The organism is Streptomyces sp. NPDC026500 (assembly GCF_055567635.1).
The window spans coordinates 345,380-359,521 of sequence record NZ_JBVHQB010000007.1 but is presented as its reverse complement, the minus strand read 5'-3'; the positions used below and the strand labels follow the sequence as shown (position 1 = coordinate 359,521).

The following is a 14,142-nucleotide window of genomic DNA, read 5'->3' as shown; positions in this document are numbered from 1 at the left end:
TGCACCACAGAGGGCGGCCGGAAACACGAATGAGCCCCGTCCCGGGTCCAGGACGGGGCTCAGAGCGAACCAGGGGCCGCCGAACGTCTGCTGAGGGCTCAGACCCACTCCACCTCGGAATGAATGCCCGAGACGGTCCGAGGGCCCGGCAGTGGCGTCCGAGGACCACTCTCGGGCTTCGGAGTCCGACGGCTCGACGCGCCCGAAGCAGCCAGCGCGGCCGGCACCTCGTCCTCGCTCACCCCCGCCAGCGCCTCCATCACCCGATCGAGTGCCCCGCTCACGTCAGTGGGAGTGACCGCTCGATGCCGGCGTCGGACCTGCGTTCTTGACCGTCAGGGGCAGCAGCTTCTTGCCCGTCGGGCCGATTTGGATGCTGGTGTCCATCTGCGGACACACACCGCAGTCGAAGCAGGGAGTCCAGCGGCAGTCCTCGACCTCGGTTTCGTCGAGGGAGTCCTGCCAGTCCTCCCAGAGCCAGTCCTTGTCGAGGCCAGAGTCGAGGTGGTCCCAGGGCAGGACCTCCTCGTAGGTGCGCTCGCGGGTGGTGTACCAGTCGACGTCCACGCCGAAGGCGGGGAGCGTCTTGTCGGCGCAGCTCATCCAGCGGTCGTACGAGAAGTGCTCGCGCCAGCCGTCGAAGCGGCCGCCGTCCTCGTAGACGGCGCGGATGACCGAGCCGATGCGCCGGTCTCCGCGGGAGAGCAGGCCCTCGACGATGCCAGGCTTGCCGTCGTGGTAGCGGAAGCCGATCGAGCGACCGTACTTCTTGTCGCCGCGGATCTTGTCGCGGAGCTTCGTCAGGCGGGCGTCCGTGTCCTCGGCGGAGAGCTGCGGCGCCCACTGGAAGGGGGTGTGCGGCTTGGGGACGAAGCCGCCGATGGACACCGTGCAGCGGATGTCGTTCTGGCCGGAGACCTTGCGGCCCTCGGCGATCACGTTCATCGCCATGTCGGCGATCTGCATGACGTCCTCGTCCGTCTCCGTCGGCAGGCCGCACATGAAGTACAGCTTCACCTGGCGCCAGCCGTTGCCGTAGGCGGTGGAGACGGTCCGGATGAGGTCCTCTTCCGAGACCATCTTGTTGATGACCTTGCGCATGCGCTCGGAGCCGCCCTCGGGGGCGAAGGTCAGGCCCGAGCGCCGGCCGTTGCGGGTCAGTTCGTTGGCCAGGTCGACGTTGAAGGCGTCCACGCGGGTGGAGGGGAGGGAGAGACCGATCTTGTCCTCCTCGTACCGGTCGGCCAGGCCCTTGGCGATGTCACCGATCTCCGAGTGGTCGGCGGAGGACAGGGAGAGCAGGCCGACCTCCTCGAAGCCCGTCGCCTTCAGGCCCTTCTCCACCATCTCGCCGATGCCCGTGATGGAACGCTCGCGCACCGGGCGGGTGATCATGCCCGCCTGGCAGAAGCGGCAGCCGCGCGTACAGCCGCGGAAGATCTCCACCGACATGCGCTCGTGGACCGTCTCGGCCAGCGGCACCAGGGGCTGCTTGGGGTAGGGCCACTCGTCGAGGTCCATGACCGTGTGCTTGGACACGCGCCACGGGACGCCCGACTTGTTCGGGACCACGCGGGCGATCCGGCCGTCGGGGAGGTACTCGACGTCGTAGAAGGCCGGGATGTAGACGTTGCCCGTCTTCGCCAGGCGGAAGAGGACCTCTTCGCGGCCTCCGGGGCGGCCCTCCGCCTTCCAGGCGCGGATGATCTCCGTCATGTCGAGCACGGCCTGCTCGCCGTCGCCGATGATCGCCGCGTCGATGAAGTCGGCGATCGGCTCGGGGTTGAAGGCCGCGTGCCCGCCGGCCAGGACGATCGGGTCGTCGAGCGTGCGGTCCTTGGACTCCAGCGGGATGCCGGCCAGGTCGAGGGCGGTGAGCATGTTCGTGTAGCCCAGCTCCGTGGAGAAGGACAGGCCGAACACGTCGAAGGCCTTCACCGGGCGGTGGCTGTCGACCGTGAACTGCGGGACCCGGTGCTCGCGCATCAGCTCCTCGAGGTCCGGCCAGACGCTGTACGTGCGCTCGGCGAGGACGCCCTCGCGCTCGTTCAGTACCTCGTAGAGGATCATGACGCCCTGGTTGGGCAGGCCGACCTCGTAGGCGTCGGGGTACATCAGCGCCCAGCGGACGTCACAGGTGTCCCAGGGCTTGACCGTGGAATTGAGCTCTCCGCCGACGTACTGGATCGGCTTCTGCACATGCGGGAGCAGAGCTTCGAGCTGTGGGAAGACCGACACGGCGGTTTCGGCAGGCATCTCGCGAACCTTCGTGAGCTGATGGGGGGTGACCATCTAGCGTAACGCGACCGGAGGGACCCGCCGCACCGCCGGACGAACACCGGGCCTCGGCCGCCTCCCTGCGTACGGCAGCCTGTCGGCATCTGTCAGACCGCCGCCTGTGCCTCGATCGCCTCCCAGGCCCCCGGCAGCGCCGCCTCGGCCGCCGCCGCGCGCTGCTCCTCACGGCCGTAGAGCACCCCGTAGGTGAACGAGCTCTCCCCCGCCGCGTGCGCCAGGGCGGACAGTTCCCGCAGGGCCTCGCGGGTCATCACGCTGTCCTGGTGATCGCCGAGCAGGCTTTGCAGCGACTTCATCGACTTCACCAGGCCGGCGGCCGGTCCGCCCAGGGCCGGGGCGGCGGCCTCGGCGGCGTAACGGGTGCGCTTGGCCTTCTTGCGGGCCTCGTGCATCGCGTGGTCGCGGTCGGCGCCCGGCGGCCGGTCGAGGGCCTGGACGACGAGGTCGGAGACCTTGCCGAAGTCCTTGCGGACGGCCTGCGCGATCACCTTCGCGGGGTCGCCCGCCGCCGCCTTGAGCAGCGGCGGGTCGGCCACGAGCGCGTCGAGCGCGGTCAGCAGCGCCATATAGCGCTTTCCGTCCAGGACGGCGATCAGGCGGCGCCGGGAGCCGCCGTGGCGGGCGTGCGCCCAGGTGCGCATCCGGGTGCGCACGGGTCCGGAGAGCAGGGTGCGGGGCAGCTCGCCGAGGGCCTCGGTGAGTCGCTCCGTGAGGACTTCCTGGTCGCGGTCGACGCCGAGCTCGCCGGCCAGCCATTTCAGCTCGTCGCCGATCGGGTCGGTGACGCCACGGTCGAGGATCTTCCCGTACGAGCGGAAGGTGCTGCGCATCCGGCGGGTGGCGACGCGCATGCTGTGCACGGAGTCGTGGACTTCACGGCGGACGGCCGGATCGAGTTCGACCATGGCGTCGTACTGGACGCGGAGGTAGGCGAGGACGTGGTCGCCCGCGGTGACCGGCTCCTTCTCGGGGGCGGGCTTCTTGGCCCGCTTCCCGGTCTCGCCGAGCGCCTTCGCCAGTTTGGAGGCCGAGGCGGAGCGGCTCAGACCGGCTTTGCGGAGTTTCTTCTCGACCGTGTCGAGGAAGGCGGGGTCGCCGTCGTCCGCGAGTTCCACCTCGATCTCGGTCCATGCGGCGGTGCCCTTGCCCCCGCTGAGCCGCTCCGCGCGGACCCGGTCGAGGCTGACCTCGGCGAGCAGGGCGCCGGAGTCGTCGACGAGGTGGCGGATGTCGCGGGCCGACCGCAGGCGTACGAGGGGGACGAGTTCGGCGTCGCGCACGCGGGAGCGGACGAGGCCCGACAGCGCGCGGGGCACGGTGTCGGAGAGGGGGGCTTGGATCTCGTCGCGTACGCCCTCGGAGACGGGGAGTTTGAGGTGCCAGCCGGCGTCGTCGCCGCCGGTGCGGCGGCGCAGGGTGAGGGAGGCGGCGGCGAGGCGCTGGTCGGGCGTGTCGTAATAGGTGGCGTCGAGTTCGGCGACGCCCTTGTCGACGATGCCCGCGACTCCGGGGACGCCGCTCAGATCTGGCAGTTCGGTGCCACCCTCGGCCGCGGGACCTTCGTACTTGCGCTCGATCTCGCGCTTCGTGTCCGCCATGAACCGAATCTAGACGCGTTTACGGGCCGTGGGCAGTACCCAATCGGCCCCGGCTTGGCCAGAGGTCGTCTTTTCCCGTTGGGCCGGGTGTCACCTCGAGTTCTCCGAGGCGACACCCGGTCTCCGCTCGGCCGGGTCTTGGCTAGGCCGACATCGGGCGTTGCACTCTGATCGACTGCAGGAGCCCGATCGCGACCCAGACCGCGAACATGGAGGATCCTCCATAGGACACGAACGGGAGGGGCAGACCGGCGACCGGCATGATCCCCAGGGTCATGCCGATGTTCTCGAAGGCCTGGAAGGCGAACCAGGCGATGATCCCGGCGGCGACGATCGTGCCGTACAGCTCGGTCGTCTCGCGGGCGATGCGGCAGGCGCGCCACAGGACCACGCCGAGGAGCAGCAGGATCAGGCCCGCGCCCACGAAGCCCAGTTCCTCGCCGGCGACCGTGAAGACGAAGTCCGTCTGCTGCTCGGGCACGAACTGGCCGGTCGTCTGCGAGCCGTGGCCGAGGCCTGTGCCGAAGAGGCCGCCGGACCCGATGGCGATACGGGCCTGGTTGGTGTTGTAGCCCACGCCGGCCGGATCGAGGTCGGGGTTGGCGAAGGCCGCGAAGCGGTTGATCTGGTACTCGTCGAGGACGTGCAGCCGCCAGGCGGCGACCGCGCCGAGGGCGCCCGCGCCGATGAGACCGAACACCCAGCGGTTGGAGGCGCCGGAGGAGAGCAGCACACCAAGCACGATGACGACCGCGACCATGATCGTGCCGAGGTCGGGCATGAGCAGCACGATCATCATCGGGACGGCGGCGAGGCCCAGCGCCTGCAGCACCGTGCGGTGGTCGGGGTACTGCTTGTCGCCCGCGTCCACCCGTGTGGCCAGCAGCATCGCCATGCCCAGGATGATCGTGATCTTGATGAACTCGGCCGGCTGGAGCGACAGGCCGCCCGCGACGAGCCAGTTGCGCTGGCCGTTGATCGTCGCGCCGAGCGGGGTCAGCACCAGCAGGATCATGAAGACCGAGAGCCCGTACAGGATCGGCACGGCCGTGCGCAGGGTGCGGTGGCCGAGCCAGATCGTGCCGATCATCAGGCCGAAGCCGATGCCGGCGTTCATCAGATGGCGGATGAGGAAGTAGTACGGGTCGCCCTGGTTGATCTCGGTGCGGTTGCGGGTCGCCGAGTAGACGAGGGCCGCGCCGATCAGCGAGAGCGCCACGGCCGACAGCAGTATCGGCCAGTCGAGCCGGCGGGCGAGCGAGTCGCGGGCGAACAGACGTGTCCAGCCCGCGCGCTCGGGTCCGTACCCGGAGACGGAGAAGTTGTTGGCTCCGGTCATGTCAGGATCCTCAGCACCTTGGTCGCCGCCCTCGTCATGTCAGGATCCTCTTCCCCCGCCTCCTGGGCGGGCGGGCCGTACGCCTTCGGGTGACGCGGTTGACGGCCGTGGGCGAGGCGGTGGTACCGGCGGGCAGGTTCGGGTCGGTGGTGCCGTCCTTGGGGGCCTGGCTGGCCTGCTGGTCCTTGGCCGGGTCCTTGGAGATGGCCGGGGCGTCGATCGAGCCGTCGGTCTGAATCTTCGGCAGGCTCTTCTGCGGGGTCGGCAGCAGGGCCTTCTTCTTGTCGATGGCGCCGTCGGCGGAGACGCCGTAGAGCGCGTTGTAGATCTTGCGCACGGCCTCACCGGACGCTCCCGAACCCGTACCGGCCTGGGAGATCGTCATGATGATCGTGTAGTCCTTGGAGTACGTGGCGAGCCAGGACGTCGTCTGCTTGCCGTAGACCTCGGCGGTACCGGTCTTGGCGTGCAGCGGGATCTTGTCCTGCGGCCAGCCGCCGAACTTCCAGGCGGCGGTACCACGGGTGACGACACCCGCGAAGGCCTCGTTCATGCCCTTGAGCGTCGCCTTGCTGACCGGCAGCTTGCCGTTCACCTTCGGCTTGATGTCCTGGACGGTCCTGCCGTCGGCGCTGACGATCGCCTTGCCGATGGTCGGGGCGTACAGGGTGCCGCCGTTGGAGACCGCGGAGTAGATGGCGGCTTCCTGGACGGGGGTGACGAGGGTGTCACCCTGGCCGATGGAGTAGTTGATCGAGTCGCCCTCGCGCATCCTGTTGCCTTCGAGGCAGTTCTCGTACGCGATCCGCTCGACGTAGCTGCCGTTCTTCTTGCCGCTCTTGCACCAGGCGTCCTTGTTGGCCTTCCAGTAGCTGGACTTCCAGTGGCGGTCCGGGACGCGGCCGGTGACCTCGTTGGGGAGGTCGATGCCGGTCTCCTTGCCGAGTCCGAACTGGTGGGCGGCCTTGTAGAAGAAGTCCTTGGGGGTCTTCTTCGGGTTGATCCCGCCGTCCTTCTTCCACTCGTTGTCGGCGAGTCCGTAGAAGACGGTGTCGCAGGAGACCTCCAGCGCCCGGCCGAGCGAGATGGGGCCGAAGCTCTCTCCCTCGAAGTTCTTGAAGACCTGGCTGCCGACGGAGTACGAACTCGTGCACGGGTAGTGGCCGTCGAAGGCGTAACCGGCCTCGACCGCGGCGGCGGTGGAGACCACCTTGAACGTCGAGCCGGGCGCCGACTGGCCCTGGGTGGCCCGGTTCAGCAGCGGGTAGTTGGACTTCTTGCCGGTGAGCGCGGTGTAGTCCTTGCCGGAGATGCCGCCGACCCAGGCGTTCGGGTCGTACGTCGGCTGGGACGCCATGGCGACGACGCGGCCGGTCTTGGCCTCCATCACCACGACCGCGCCGGAGTCGGCCTTGTAGTTCTCGCCGGTGATCTTGTCGAACTGGGTCCGGGCGACCTTCATCGCGTAGTCCAGCTCGTACTCGGCGACGCGCTGGACGCGGGCGTCGATGCTGGTGACGAGGTTGGCGCCGGGTTCGGCCTTGTCGCTCTTGGCCTTGCCGATGACGCGGCCGAGGTTGTCGACCTCGTAGCGGGTGACACCCGCCTTGCCGCGCAGCGCCTTGTCGTACTGGCGCTCCAGGCCGGAGCGGCCGACCTGGTCGGAGCGGAGGTAGGGCGAATCCGTGTCCTTGGCCTTGGTGATCTCGTCGTCGGTGACGGGCGAGAGGTAGCCGAGCACCTGCGCGGTGTTGGCCTTGCCGGGGGCGGCGTAACGGCGTACCGCCTCCGGCTCGGCGGTGATGCCGGGGAAGTCCTCGGAGCGCTCGCGGATCTGCAGGGCCTGGCGCGGGGTGGCCTTGTCGGTGATGGGGATCGGCTGGTAGGGCGAGCCGTTCCAGCACGGCTGCGGCGTCTTGGCGTCGCAGAGGCGGACCTTCTGGATCACGTCCTTGGCCTTGAGACCGAGCACGCCGGCGAGCTTGGTGAGGACGGCCTTCCCGTCGTCCGGCATCTTCAGCAGGTCGGTGCGCGAGGCGGAGACCACGAGCCGGGTCTCGTTGTCGGCGATCGGAACGCCCCGCGCGTCCAGGATCGAGCCCCGTACGGCGGGCTGGACGACCTGCTGGACGTGGTTGCCGGAGGCTTCCTTGGCGTATTCGTCGCCGTTGCGGATCTGGAGGAACCAGAGGCGTCCGCCGAGGGTGCCGAGGAGGGAGAGTACGAGAATCTGGATGACGACGAGCCGGATCTGGACCCGTGGGGTCCGGCCGGTCTCCGGGATATTGGTCACTGCTGCTGCCTCCCCCTCTCAGTGCGTGTACGAGTCATACGAGTACACGGCGAACCTGTGCGCGCCGACACCGCGGTCGGTCAAGTCGTGTGACCCGTGCGGCGCTTGAGTCGTCCGCCGGACGGCGCTCGTCGCTGTCGTCACAGCCGCTTGACCCCCTTGATGCGTCCGGCGCGGGCCACCCGTGCCTTGGCCGCCTTCACCCGCAGTCCGCCGCGCTGGCTGCCGATGCGCAGGCCGGTGCCGCCGGAGGACAGCCAGCCCGACGCGACGTCGGCCGCCTTGGACGCCGAACCACCGTCGGAGAGCGGATCGTTCTCGGCGCGCCGGGCCAGCGCCATCAGCACCGGGACGACGAAGGGCGCGAGCAGCAGGTCGTAGACGGCGGCGGTGAGAAGCAGGCTGTTGAGCCCGACGTGGCGGGCGGCGGTGTCGCCGACGAGGGCGCCGACACTCGCGTACAGCAGGGTGGAGCCGATCGCCGCGGCGACGACCACGGCCATCGGTCCGGTGGCCGACTTGAGCCGACCGTTCTCCGGCTTGGCCAGGCCGGCGAAATAGCCGATGACGCAGAGCACGAGCGCGTAGCGCCCGGCGGCGTGGTCGGCCGGCGGGGCGAGGTCGGAGAGCAGACCCGCGCCGAAGCCGATGAGCGCGCCGCCGACATGGCCGTAGACCATGGCGAGGGCGAGGACGGTCAGCAGCACCAGGTCCGGGACGGCGCCCGGGAGATGGAGTCGGGCAAGGACGCTCACCTGGATCACCAGGGCGACGACCACCAGGGTGACGGAGAGCAGCATCCGGTTGAAACGCATGGGATTCGGCTCCTCCTGCTACTGCTGCTGGCCGAGGACGGGGGCACTCGCCGAGGGGGTGACCGTCACGGTCACGGTCGGCGTGGGCGTCGGTCTGGGTTTCGGTGGCAGCACGGTGTCGCGCGGATCGCTCTTGGGCGCCGCGACGACGACGCCGACGATGTCGAGCTTGGTGAACGAGACGAACGGCGTCACGTAGATCGTGCGGGTCAGGTCGCCGCCGGACGGGTCGACCCGGGAGACGACGCCGACGGGAACGCCGGGCACGAACGGCTTGTCTGCCTGCGAGCCGAAGGTGACCAGCCGGTCGCCCTTCTTGATCTTCGCCTTGGCGTTGAGGAGTTCGACGCGCAGCGGGCGGTCGCCCTGGCCGGAGGCGAAGCCGAGTTCGTCGGTCGACTCCATGCGCGTGCCGACGGTGAAGTCGGGGTCGTTGGCGAGCAGTACGGTCGCGGTGTCCGGACCGACGGTGGTGACCCGGCCGACCAGGCCGTCGCCGTTCAGGACGGTCATGTCGCGCTGGATGCCGTCCTGGGCGCCGACGTCGATGGTGACGGTCCAGGAGAAGCCCTGGGCCGCCCCTATGGCGATCACCTCGGCGCCCTTGATGCCGTACTGCCCCTCGCCCGCCACCTTGATCATCTTGTCGAGCTGCTTGAGGCGGCTGCGGTTGCGGTCGTTGCTGCCGAGCCTCGCCTTCAACGCCGCGTTGTCGTGCTCCAGTTGGGCGATGCGATCATGCCGTCCGCCCGAGTCGCGGACCGCGGAGATCGCGTTGCCGACGGGGTCGACCGCGGACGACACCCCGTTCTCGATCGGGCCGAAGACCGTCGCGGCGGCCTGGCGGGCACCGTCGACCGGTGAGTCCTGCCCGCCGCGGATGTCCACCGTGATCAGTGCGAACGCGATGGCGATCAGCAGCACCAGGAGCAGCCGGCTCTCTCGTGTGTCCCTCACGTGCGGCGGCCGTGCCTTCCTCGTTGTATTGGGTCAACAGGGGCGCACCCTGGGCCAAAAGGATGCCCACGGTGCGATGAGGCTGGAGTGGGGGGGTGTGACGGGATGGCTGTTATGGGGGAGGTTATGACTCTATGTCGCAGGAGTTTATGCCTCCATACCAACGATCCGCCGCACGAGAAGGGGTGATCTCGTACGGCGGAATCGAAGTGTTACTTCATCTGCGCGGCTGGGCGTCCAGAACCTGCTGGAGCGCCTCGAACTCCTCGACACACTTGCCGGAGCCGAGCGCCACGCTGTCCAGCGGGTCCTCCGCGATGTGGATCGGCATGCCGGTCTCGCGGCGCAGTCGCTCGTCCAGACCGCGCAGCAGGGCTCCGCCGCCGGTGAGGACGATCCCGCGGTCCATCACGTCACCGGAGAGCTCGGGCGGGCACTTGTCGAGCGTCGTCTTCACGGCGTCGATGATCGCGTTGACCGGCTCCTCGATCGCCTTGCGGACCTCCGCCGCGGAGATGACGACCGTCTTGGGCAGTCCGGACACCAGGTCCCGGCCGCGGATTTCGGTGTGCTCGTCATTGTCGAGGTCGTACGCCGAACCGATCGTGATCTTGATCTGCTCGGCCGTCCGCTCACCGAGAAGGAGGCTGTACTCCTTCTTGATGTGCTGGATGATCGCGTTGTCCAACTCGTCGCCCGCGACGCGGATGGACTGGGCGGTGACGATGCCGCCGAGCGAGATGACAGCGACCTCCGTGGTGCCGCCGCCGATGTCCACCACCATGTTGCCCGTGGCCTCGTGGACCGGCAGGCCGGCGCCGATGGCCGCGGCCATGGGCTCCTCGATGATGTGCACCTGGCGGGCGCCGGCCTGGGACGACGCCTCGATGACGGCACGGCGCTCGACGCCCGTGATGCCGGAGGGCACACAGACGACGACACGGGGGCGGGCGAGGTAACGCCGCTTGTGGATCTTCAGGATGAAGTAGCGGAGCATGCGCTCGGTGATCTCGAAGTCGGCGATGACGCCGTCCCTCAGCGGGCGCACGGCAACGATGTTGCCCGGCGTCCGCCCGATCATCTTCTTCGCTTCCGCGCCCACCGCGAGGATCCCGCCGGTGTTGGTGTTGATCGCGACGACGGACGGCTCGTTGAGTACGATCCCGCGACCCCTGACGTACACCAGCGTGTTGGCGGTCCCGAGGTCGACAGCCATGTCACGGCCGATGAACGACATTGAGTTCCCCATCAGGATTCGTCTGGCCTTCCCAAGTGGAGCTTTGACGGCTTTTTAGGACGGCGAGGTTGGTGCAGCGACGTGAACGCTTCCATCGTAGACGCGCATACACGAACACTGCGCGAGGGTCTTCGCCATTGTCAGCAGATGGCGGGCCGACTCGCTTGTGGAGACGGGCCATCGGGGTCACGCGTTCCCTCGATCAGAGCGCATATGCCACGGGACGGCCGGATTTTTCACGGCCGTCCCAGGTCAGACTGTCCGGGCGGCGCTGACGCCGTCTCAGAAAAATTCTTTGAAATCCGTCGGCCGACGCGCTCCGGAGATCGTCCGGGCGGCCTCGCCGAGACCGCCCGTGACCTCGGACGCGACCGTCCGTACGCCCCTCCGTGACCGTCCGTGCGCGCGGGCGCGCCCGCGAGGCCGGCGTCCGTACGCTCAGGCGCGGCCGGGGAAGAAGATCTTCACCTCGCGCTCGGCGGACTCCTCGGAGTCGGAGGCGTGGATCAGGTTCTCGCGGACGATGACGCCGTAGTCACCGCGGATGGAACCGGGGGCGGCGGCGATCGGGTCGGTCGGGCCGGCCAGGGCGCGCACGCCCTCGATGACCCGCTCGCCCTCGACGATCAGGGCCACGACCGGGCCGGAGGCCATGAACTCCACCAGCGGCTCGTAGAAGGGCTTGCCCTTGTGCTCGCCGTAGTGCTGCTCCAGCGTGTCCTGGTCCAGGGTCCGCAGCTCCAGCGCGGTGATCTGCCAGCCGGCCTTGCGCTCGATACGGCTGATGATCTCGCCGGTCAGGCCGCGACGGACGGCGTCGGGCTTGAGAAGGACGAGGGTGCGCTGGCTCACGGGATGGCTCCTTCGGGTCACACTTGTGCGGATGACCGAGGCTACAGGGCGTGTCCGGGTGGCTGTCGCACAGAGTCAGGTGATACGGGCACACGCTTCCGCCCGCCTGCGCCGCGCGCCGGGGGGGCGCCCCACAGGGCCCGCGCAAGCCCCCGCCGATGCCCCCGACGACGCCAGGCCGGAATACGCCCCCAGGCCGCCCGCGTCGGGCCGGAACACGCCCGCGCCGGCGCCGGACTGTCAGATACCGGGCCCGCCGAGTCCGGACCGTCACCCGCCCGCATAGGCCGCACCGTCACCCGCCCAGGGACTGTCTGACACTTCGCGTCGGATCAGGCCGCGGCGTCCGGTGCCGTGCGTCGCAAGGCGGAGGGTCGCCCTCGTACCGGGCGTACTCGGTCCTGCCCGACAACGCGGCGTGGGGGTCCCCCTGCTCGAAGAGCTTGGGGGAGTGCGGTGCCAGGCGTCGCGGGCCAGGCGGGAATGGTCAGACAGGCCTAGGCCAGCCCTAGGCCGGATTGCCGCCCGGCTCGGCCTGTGCCGGGGGCTGCGGCTGAGACTGCGCCTGCGCGGCGAACCTGGCCTTGGCCTCGTCGATCTTCCGGCCGTAGTGGACCGAGGCCCACCACAGGGCGGCGAAGGCCGCGCCCAGGACGAACATCGAGGGAACGACGAAACCGCCGGCGATCAGCAGGATCTGCAGCGCCCAGCCGAGCTGGACACCGCCGGGCCGCGTGATCATGCCGCACAGCAGCACGCTCAGCACCATCAGGACCCCGCAGACCGTCCAGACCGTGGCCGTGGACAGATCGGGTTCCTTCATGGCGACGAGCCCGGCGAAACCGATGACGAAGAACTCGCCGATCAGCGTGGAAGCACAGAGCGTACGCACGAGAGTCAGCCCCTCCCCAGGAGCAGTCGGACCTCGCCGACCGTGATGACGGATCCGGTGACCAGCACGCCCCCGCCCGCGAACTCGCCCTCTTCCTCGGCGAGCGTGATCGCGGCCTCCAGGGCGTCGTCGAGCCGCGGTTCGACCTGTACCCGGTCCTCGCCGAAGACCTCGACGGCGATCCCGGCCAGTTCGTCCGCGTCCATCGCGCGATGGCTGGAGTTCTGGGTGACGACGACCTCGGCGAAGATCGGCTCGAAGGCTTCGAGCAGCCCCCGGACGTTCTTGTCACCGCTCGCGCCGACGACCCCGATCAGCCGGCTGAAGTCGAACACCTCGCTGACCGCCTCGGCGGTCGCGCGGGCGCCCGCGGGGTTGTGCGCGGCGTCGAGCACGACGGTGGGCGAGCGCCGCACGATCTCCAGGCGGCCCGGCGAGGTGACCGCGGCGAACGCCTTGCGCACGGTGTCGATGTCGAGCCGCTGGGTGTGTGCCGAGCCCACGCCGAAGAACGCCTCGACCGCGGCGAGCGCCACGGCGGCGTTGTGCGCCTGGTAGGCGCCGTGCAGCGGCAGGAAGACCTCTTCGTACTCCCTGCCGAGGCCGCGCAGGGTGAGCAGCTGCCCGCCGACGGCGATCTGCCGTGCCACGACACCGAATTCGAGCCCCTCGCGGGCCACCGTCGCGTCGACCTCGACGGCCTTCTTCAGCAGCACCTGGGCCGCGTCTACCGGCTGCTGCGCGAGGATGACGGTGGCGTCCTGCTTGACGATGCCCGCCTTCTCCGCGGCGATCTCGCCGGGCGTCTCACCGAGCCGGTCGGTGTGGTCCAGGTCGATGGGGGTCACCACGGCGACGTCCCCGTCGATCACGTTGGTGGCATCCCAGCTGCCGCCCATGCCGACCTCGACGACGGCGACGTCCACGGGCGCGTCGGCGAAGGCGGCGTACGCCATCGCGGTGAGCACCTCGAAGAACGACAGCCGGTACTCCTGCTGCCCGTCGACCATCTCGACGTAGGGCTTGATGTCGTTGTACGTCTCGACGAACCGCTCGGCAGAGACCGGCGCCCCGTCCAGGCTGATCCGCTCGGTGACCGACTGCACGTGGGGGCTGGTGTAGCGCCCGGTGCGCAGGTCGAAGGCGCCGAGCAGCGCCTCGATCATGCGGGCGGTGGAGGTCTTGCCGTTCGTGCCCGTGATGTGGATCGAGGGGTACGCGCGCTGCGGCTCCCCGAGGACATCCATCAGCGCCGCGATCCTGCTGACGGACGGCTCCAGCTTGGTCTCGCCCCAGCGGGTGGCGAGCTCGGCCTCCACCTCGCGCAGCGCCTTGTCGACCTCGGGGTCGGAGGGCCGCCCGGGTACGTCGGCCTGCGGGCCGCCTGCGCCCTGGGTTCGCAGGGTACGGCTGCCGGCCTCGATCACCGCGAGGTCGGGGTCGCGGTCGGCCTCGGCCGCCACGATCTCATCGAAGAGACCGTGCGGGTCAGGGTGTTCCGACTCGTCGGACGCGCTGCTGTCGTGCGGGGGGAGGTCACTCACGGGGCCAGTCTACGGAGACGGCGGGGTGTGGGGACGTGTGGGGGCGTATGGGGCCGTACGGGGGTTTCGCCCGCCTCCGCCCCGGACTGCTCGGCTACGGGGCGGAGCGGAACAGGTCCGGGTCGGACGGCACGCGAGGGGTGGACGGGCCCTCGTGGCCCGGGCGGGGACGGTCCTGGGCAGAGCCGGACGGAAGCCGGTGCCGGGGGGGGGAGGGACGACGGAAGCCGGCCCTGGGCAGGGCCGGACGGAAGCCGGTCCTGGGCAGGGCCGGACGGAAGCCGGTCCTGGGCAGGCGCCGACGGAAGGCCGTCCGG

Annotated in this window: 10 protein-coding genes; all 10 read right to left on the bottom strand. The window is 69.6% G+C overall.

All coding sequences use genetic code 11. The annotated features are described in order from the left end of the window. Positions 1 to 285: 285 nt before the first annotated feature. A complete protein-coding gene (locus tag ACZ4N5_RS16020; protein WP_467757683.1) occupies positions 286 to 2,256 on the bottom strand; it encodes a TIGR03960 family B12-binding radical SAM protein in 1,971 nt (656 codons plus the stop codon). 128 nt (positions 2,257 to 2,384) lie between these two features. Then, positions 2,385 to 3,896, bottom strand: coding sequence for a CYTH and CHAD domain-containing protein (locus tag ACZ4N5_RS16015; protein WP_467757682.1), 1,512 nt, complete (start codon positions 3,894 to 3,896; stop codon positions 2,385 to 2,387). 142 nt (positions 3,897 to 4,038) lie between these two features. Continuing rightward, on the bottom strand, positions 4,039 to 5,235 hold the full coding sequence (gene rodA, locus ACZ4N5_RS16010) for a rod shape-determining protein RodA (protein ID WP_261708779.1): 1,197 nt from the start codon (positions 5,233 to 5,235) through the stop codon (positions 4,039 to 4,041). 34 nt (positions 5,236 to 5,269) lie between these two features. Continuing rightward, complete coding sequence (gene mrdA / locus ACZ4N5_RS16005; protein ID WP_467757681.1) at positions 5,270 to 7,528, bottom strand: penicillin-binding protein 2; 2,259 nt, start codon at positions 7,526 to 7,528, stop codon at positions 5,270 to 5,272. Between the two features lie 140 nt (positions 7,529 to 7,668). Next, on the bottom strand, positions 7,669 to 8,343 hold the full coding sequence (mreD, locus tag ACZ4N5_RS16000) for a rod shape-determining protein MreD (RefSeq protein WP_467757680.1): 675 nt from the start codon (positions 8,341 to 8,343) through the stop codon (positions 7,669 to 7,671). Between the two features lie 18 nt (positions 8,344 to 8,361). After that, a complete protein-coding gene (mreC, locus tag ACZ4N5_RS15995; RefSeq protein WP_467757679.1) occupies positions 8,362 to 9,300 on the bottom strand; it encodes a rod shape-determining protein MreC in 939 nt (312 codons plus the stop codon). 217 nt (positions 9,301 to 9,517) lie between these two features. Then, positions 9,518 to 10,537 (bottom strand): rod shape-determining protein, encoded by a 1,020-nt coding sequence (locus ACZ4N5_RS15990; RefSeq protein WP_339129341.1) that lies wholly within the window; start codon positions 10,535 to 10,537, stop codon positions 9,518 to 9,520. Between the two features lie 438 nt (positions 10,538 to 10,975). Continuing rightward, positions 10,976 to 11,389, bottom strand: coding sequence for a nucleoside-diphosphate kinase (gene ndk / locus ACZ4N5_RS15985; protein WP_057615965.1), 414 nt, complete (start codon positions 11,387 to 11,389; stop codon positions 10,976 to 10,978). A 508-nt stretch (positions 11,390 to 11,897) separates the two neighbouring features. Continuing rightward, positions 11,898 to 12,281 carry a DUF4233 domain-containing protein gene (locus tag ACZ4N5_RS15980; protein ID WP_467757678.1) on the bottom strand — a complete coding sequence of 128 codons (384 nt, stop codon included), beginning with the start codon at positions 12,279 to 12,281 and terminating at the stop codon, positions 11,898 to 11,900. Positions 12,282 to 12,286: 5 nt separating this feature from the next. After that, the gene (gene folC, locus ACZ4N5_RS15975) at positions 12,287 to 13,825 is read right to left on the bottom strand and encodes a bifunctional tetrahydrofolate synthase/dihydrofolate synthase (RefSeq protein ID WP_467757677.1); all 1,539 of its coding nucleotides are present in this window, start codon (positions 13,823 to 13,825) and stop codon (positions 12,287 to 12,289) included. Between the last annotated feature and the right edge of the window lie 317 nt (positions 13,826 to 14,142).

Coding starts and splice junctions, on each gene's coding strand:
- ACZ4N5_RS16020 (WP_467757683.1), bottom strand. CDS start 2,256: ATGCCTGCCGAAACCGCCGTGTCGGTCTTCCCACAGCTCGAAGCTCTG.
- ACZ4N5_RS16015 (WP_467757682.1), bottom strand. CDS start 3,896: ATGGCGGACACGAAGCGCGAGATCGAGCGCAAGTACGAAGGTCCCGCG.
- rodA (WP_261708779.1), bottom strand. CDS start 5,235: ATGACCGGAGCCAACAACTTCTCCGTCTCCGGGTACGGACCCGAGCGC.
- mreD (WP_467757680.1), bottom strand. CDS start 8,343: ATGCGTTTCAACCGGATGCTGCTCTCCGTCACCCTGGTGGTCGTCGCC.
- ACZ4N5_RS15990 (WP_339129341.1), bottom strand. CDS start 10,537: ATGTCGTTCATCGGCCGTGACATGGCTGTCGACCTCGGGACCGCCAAC.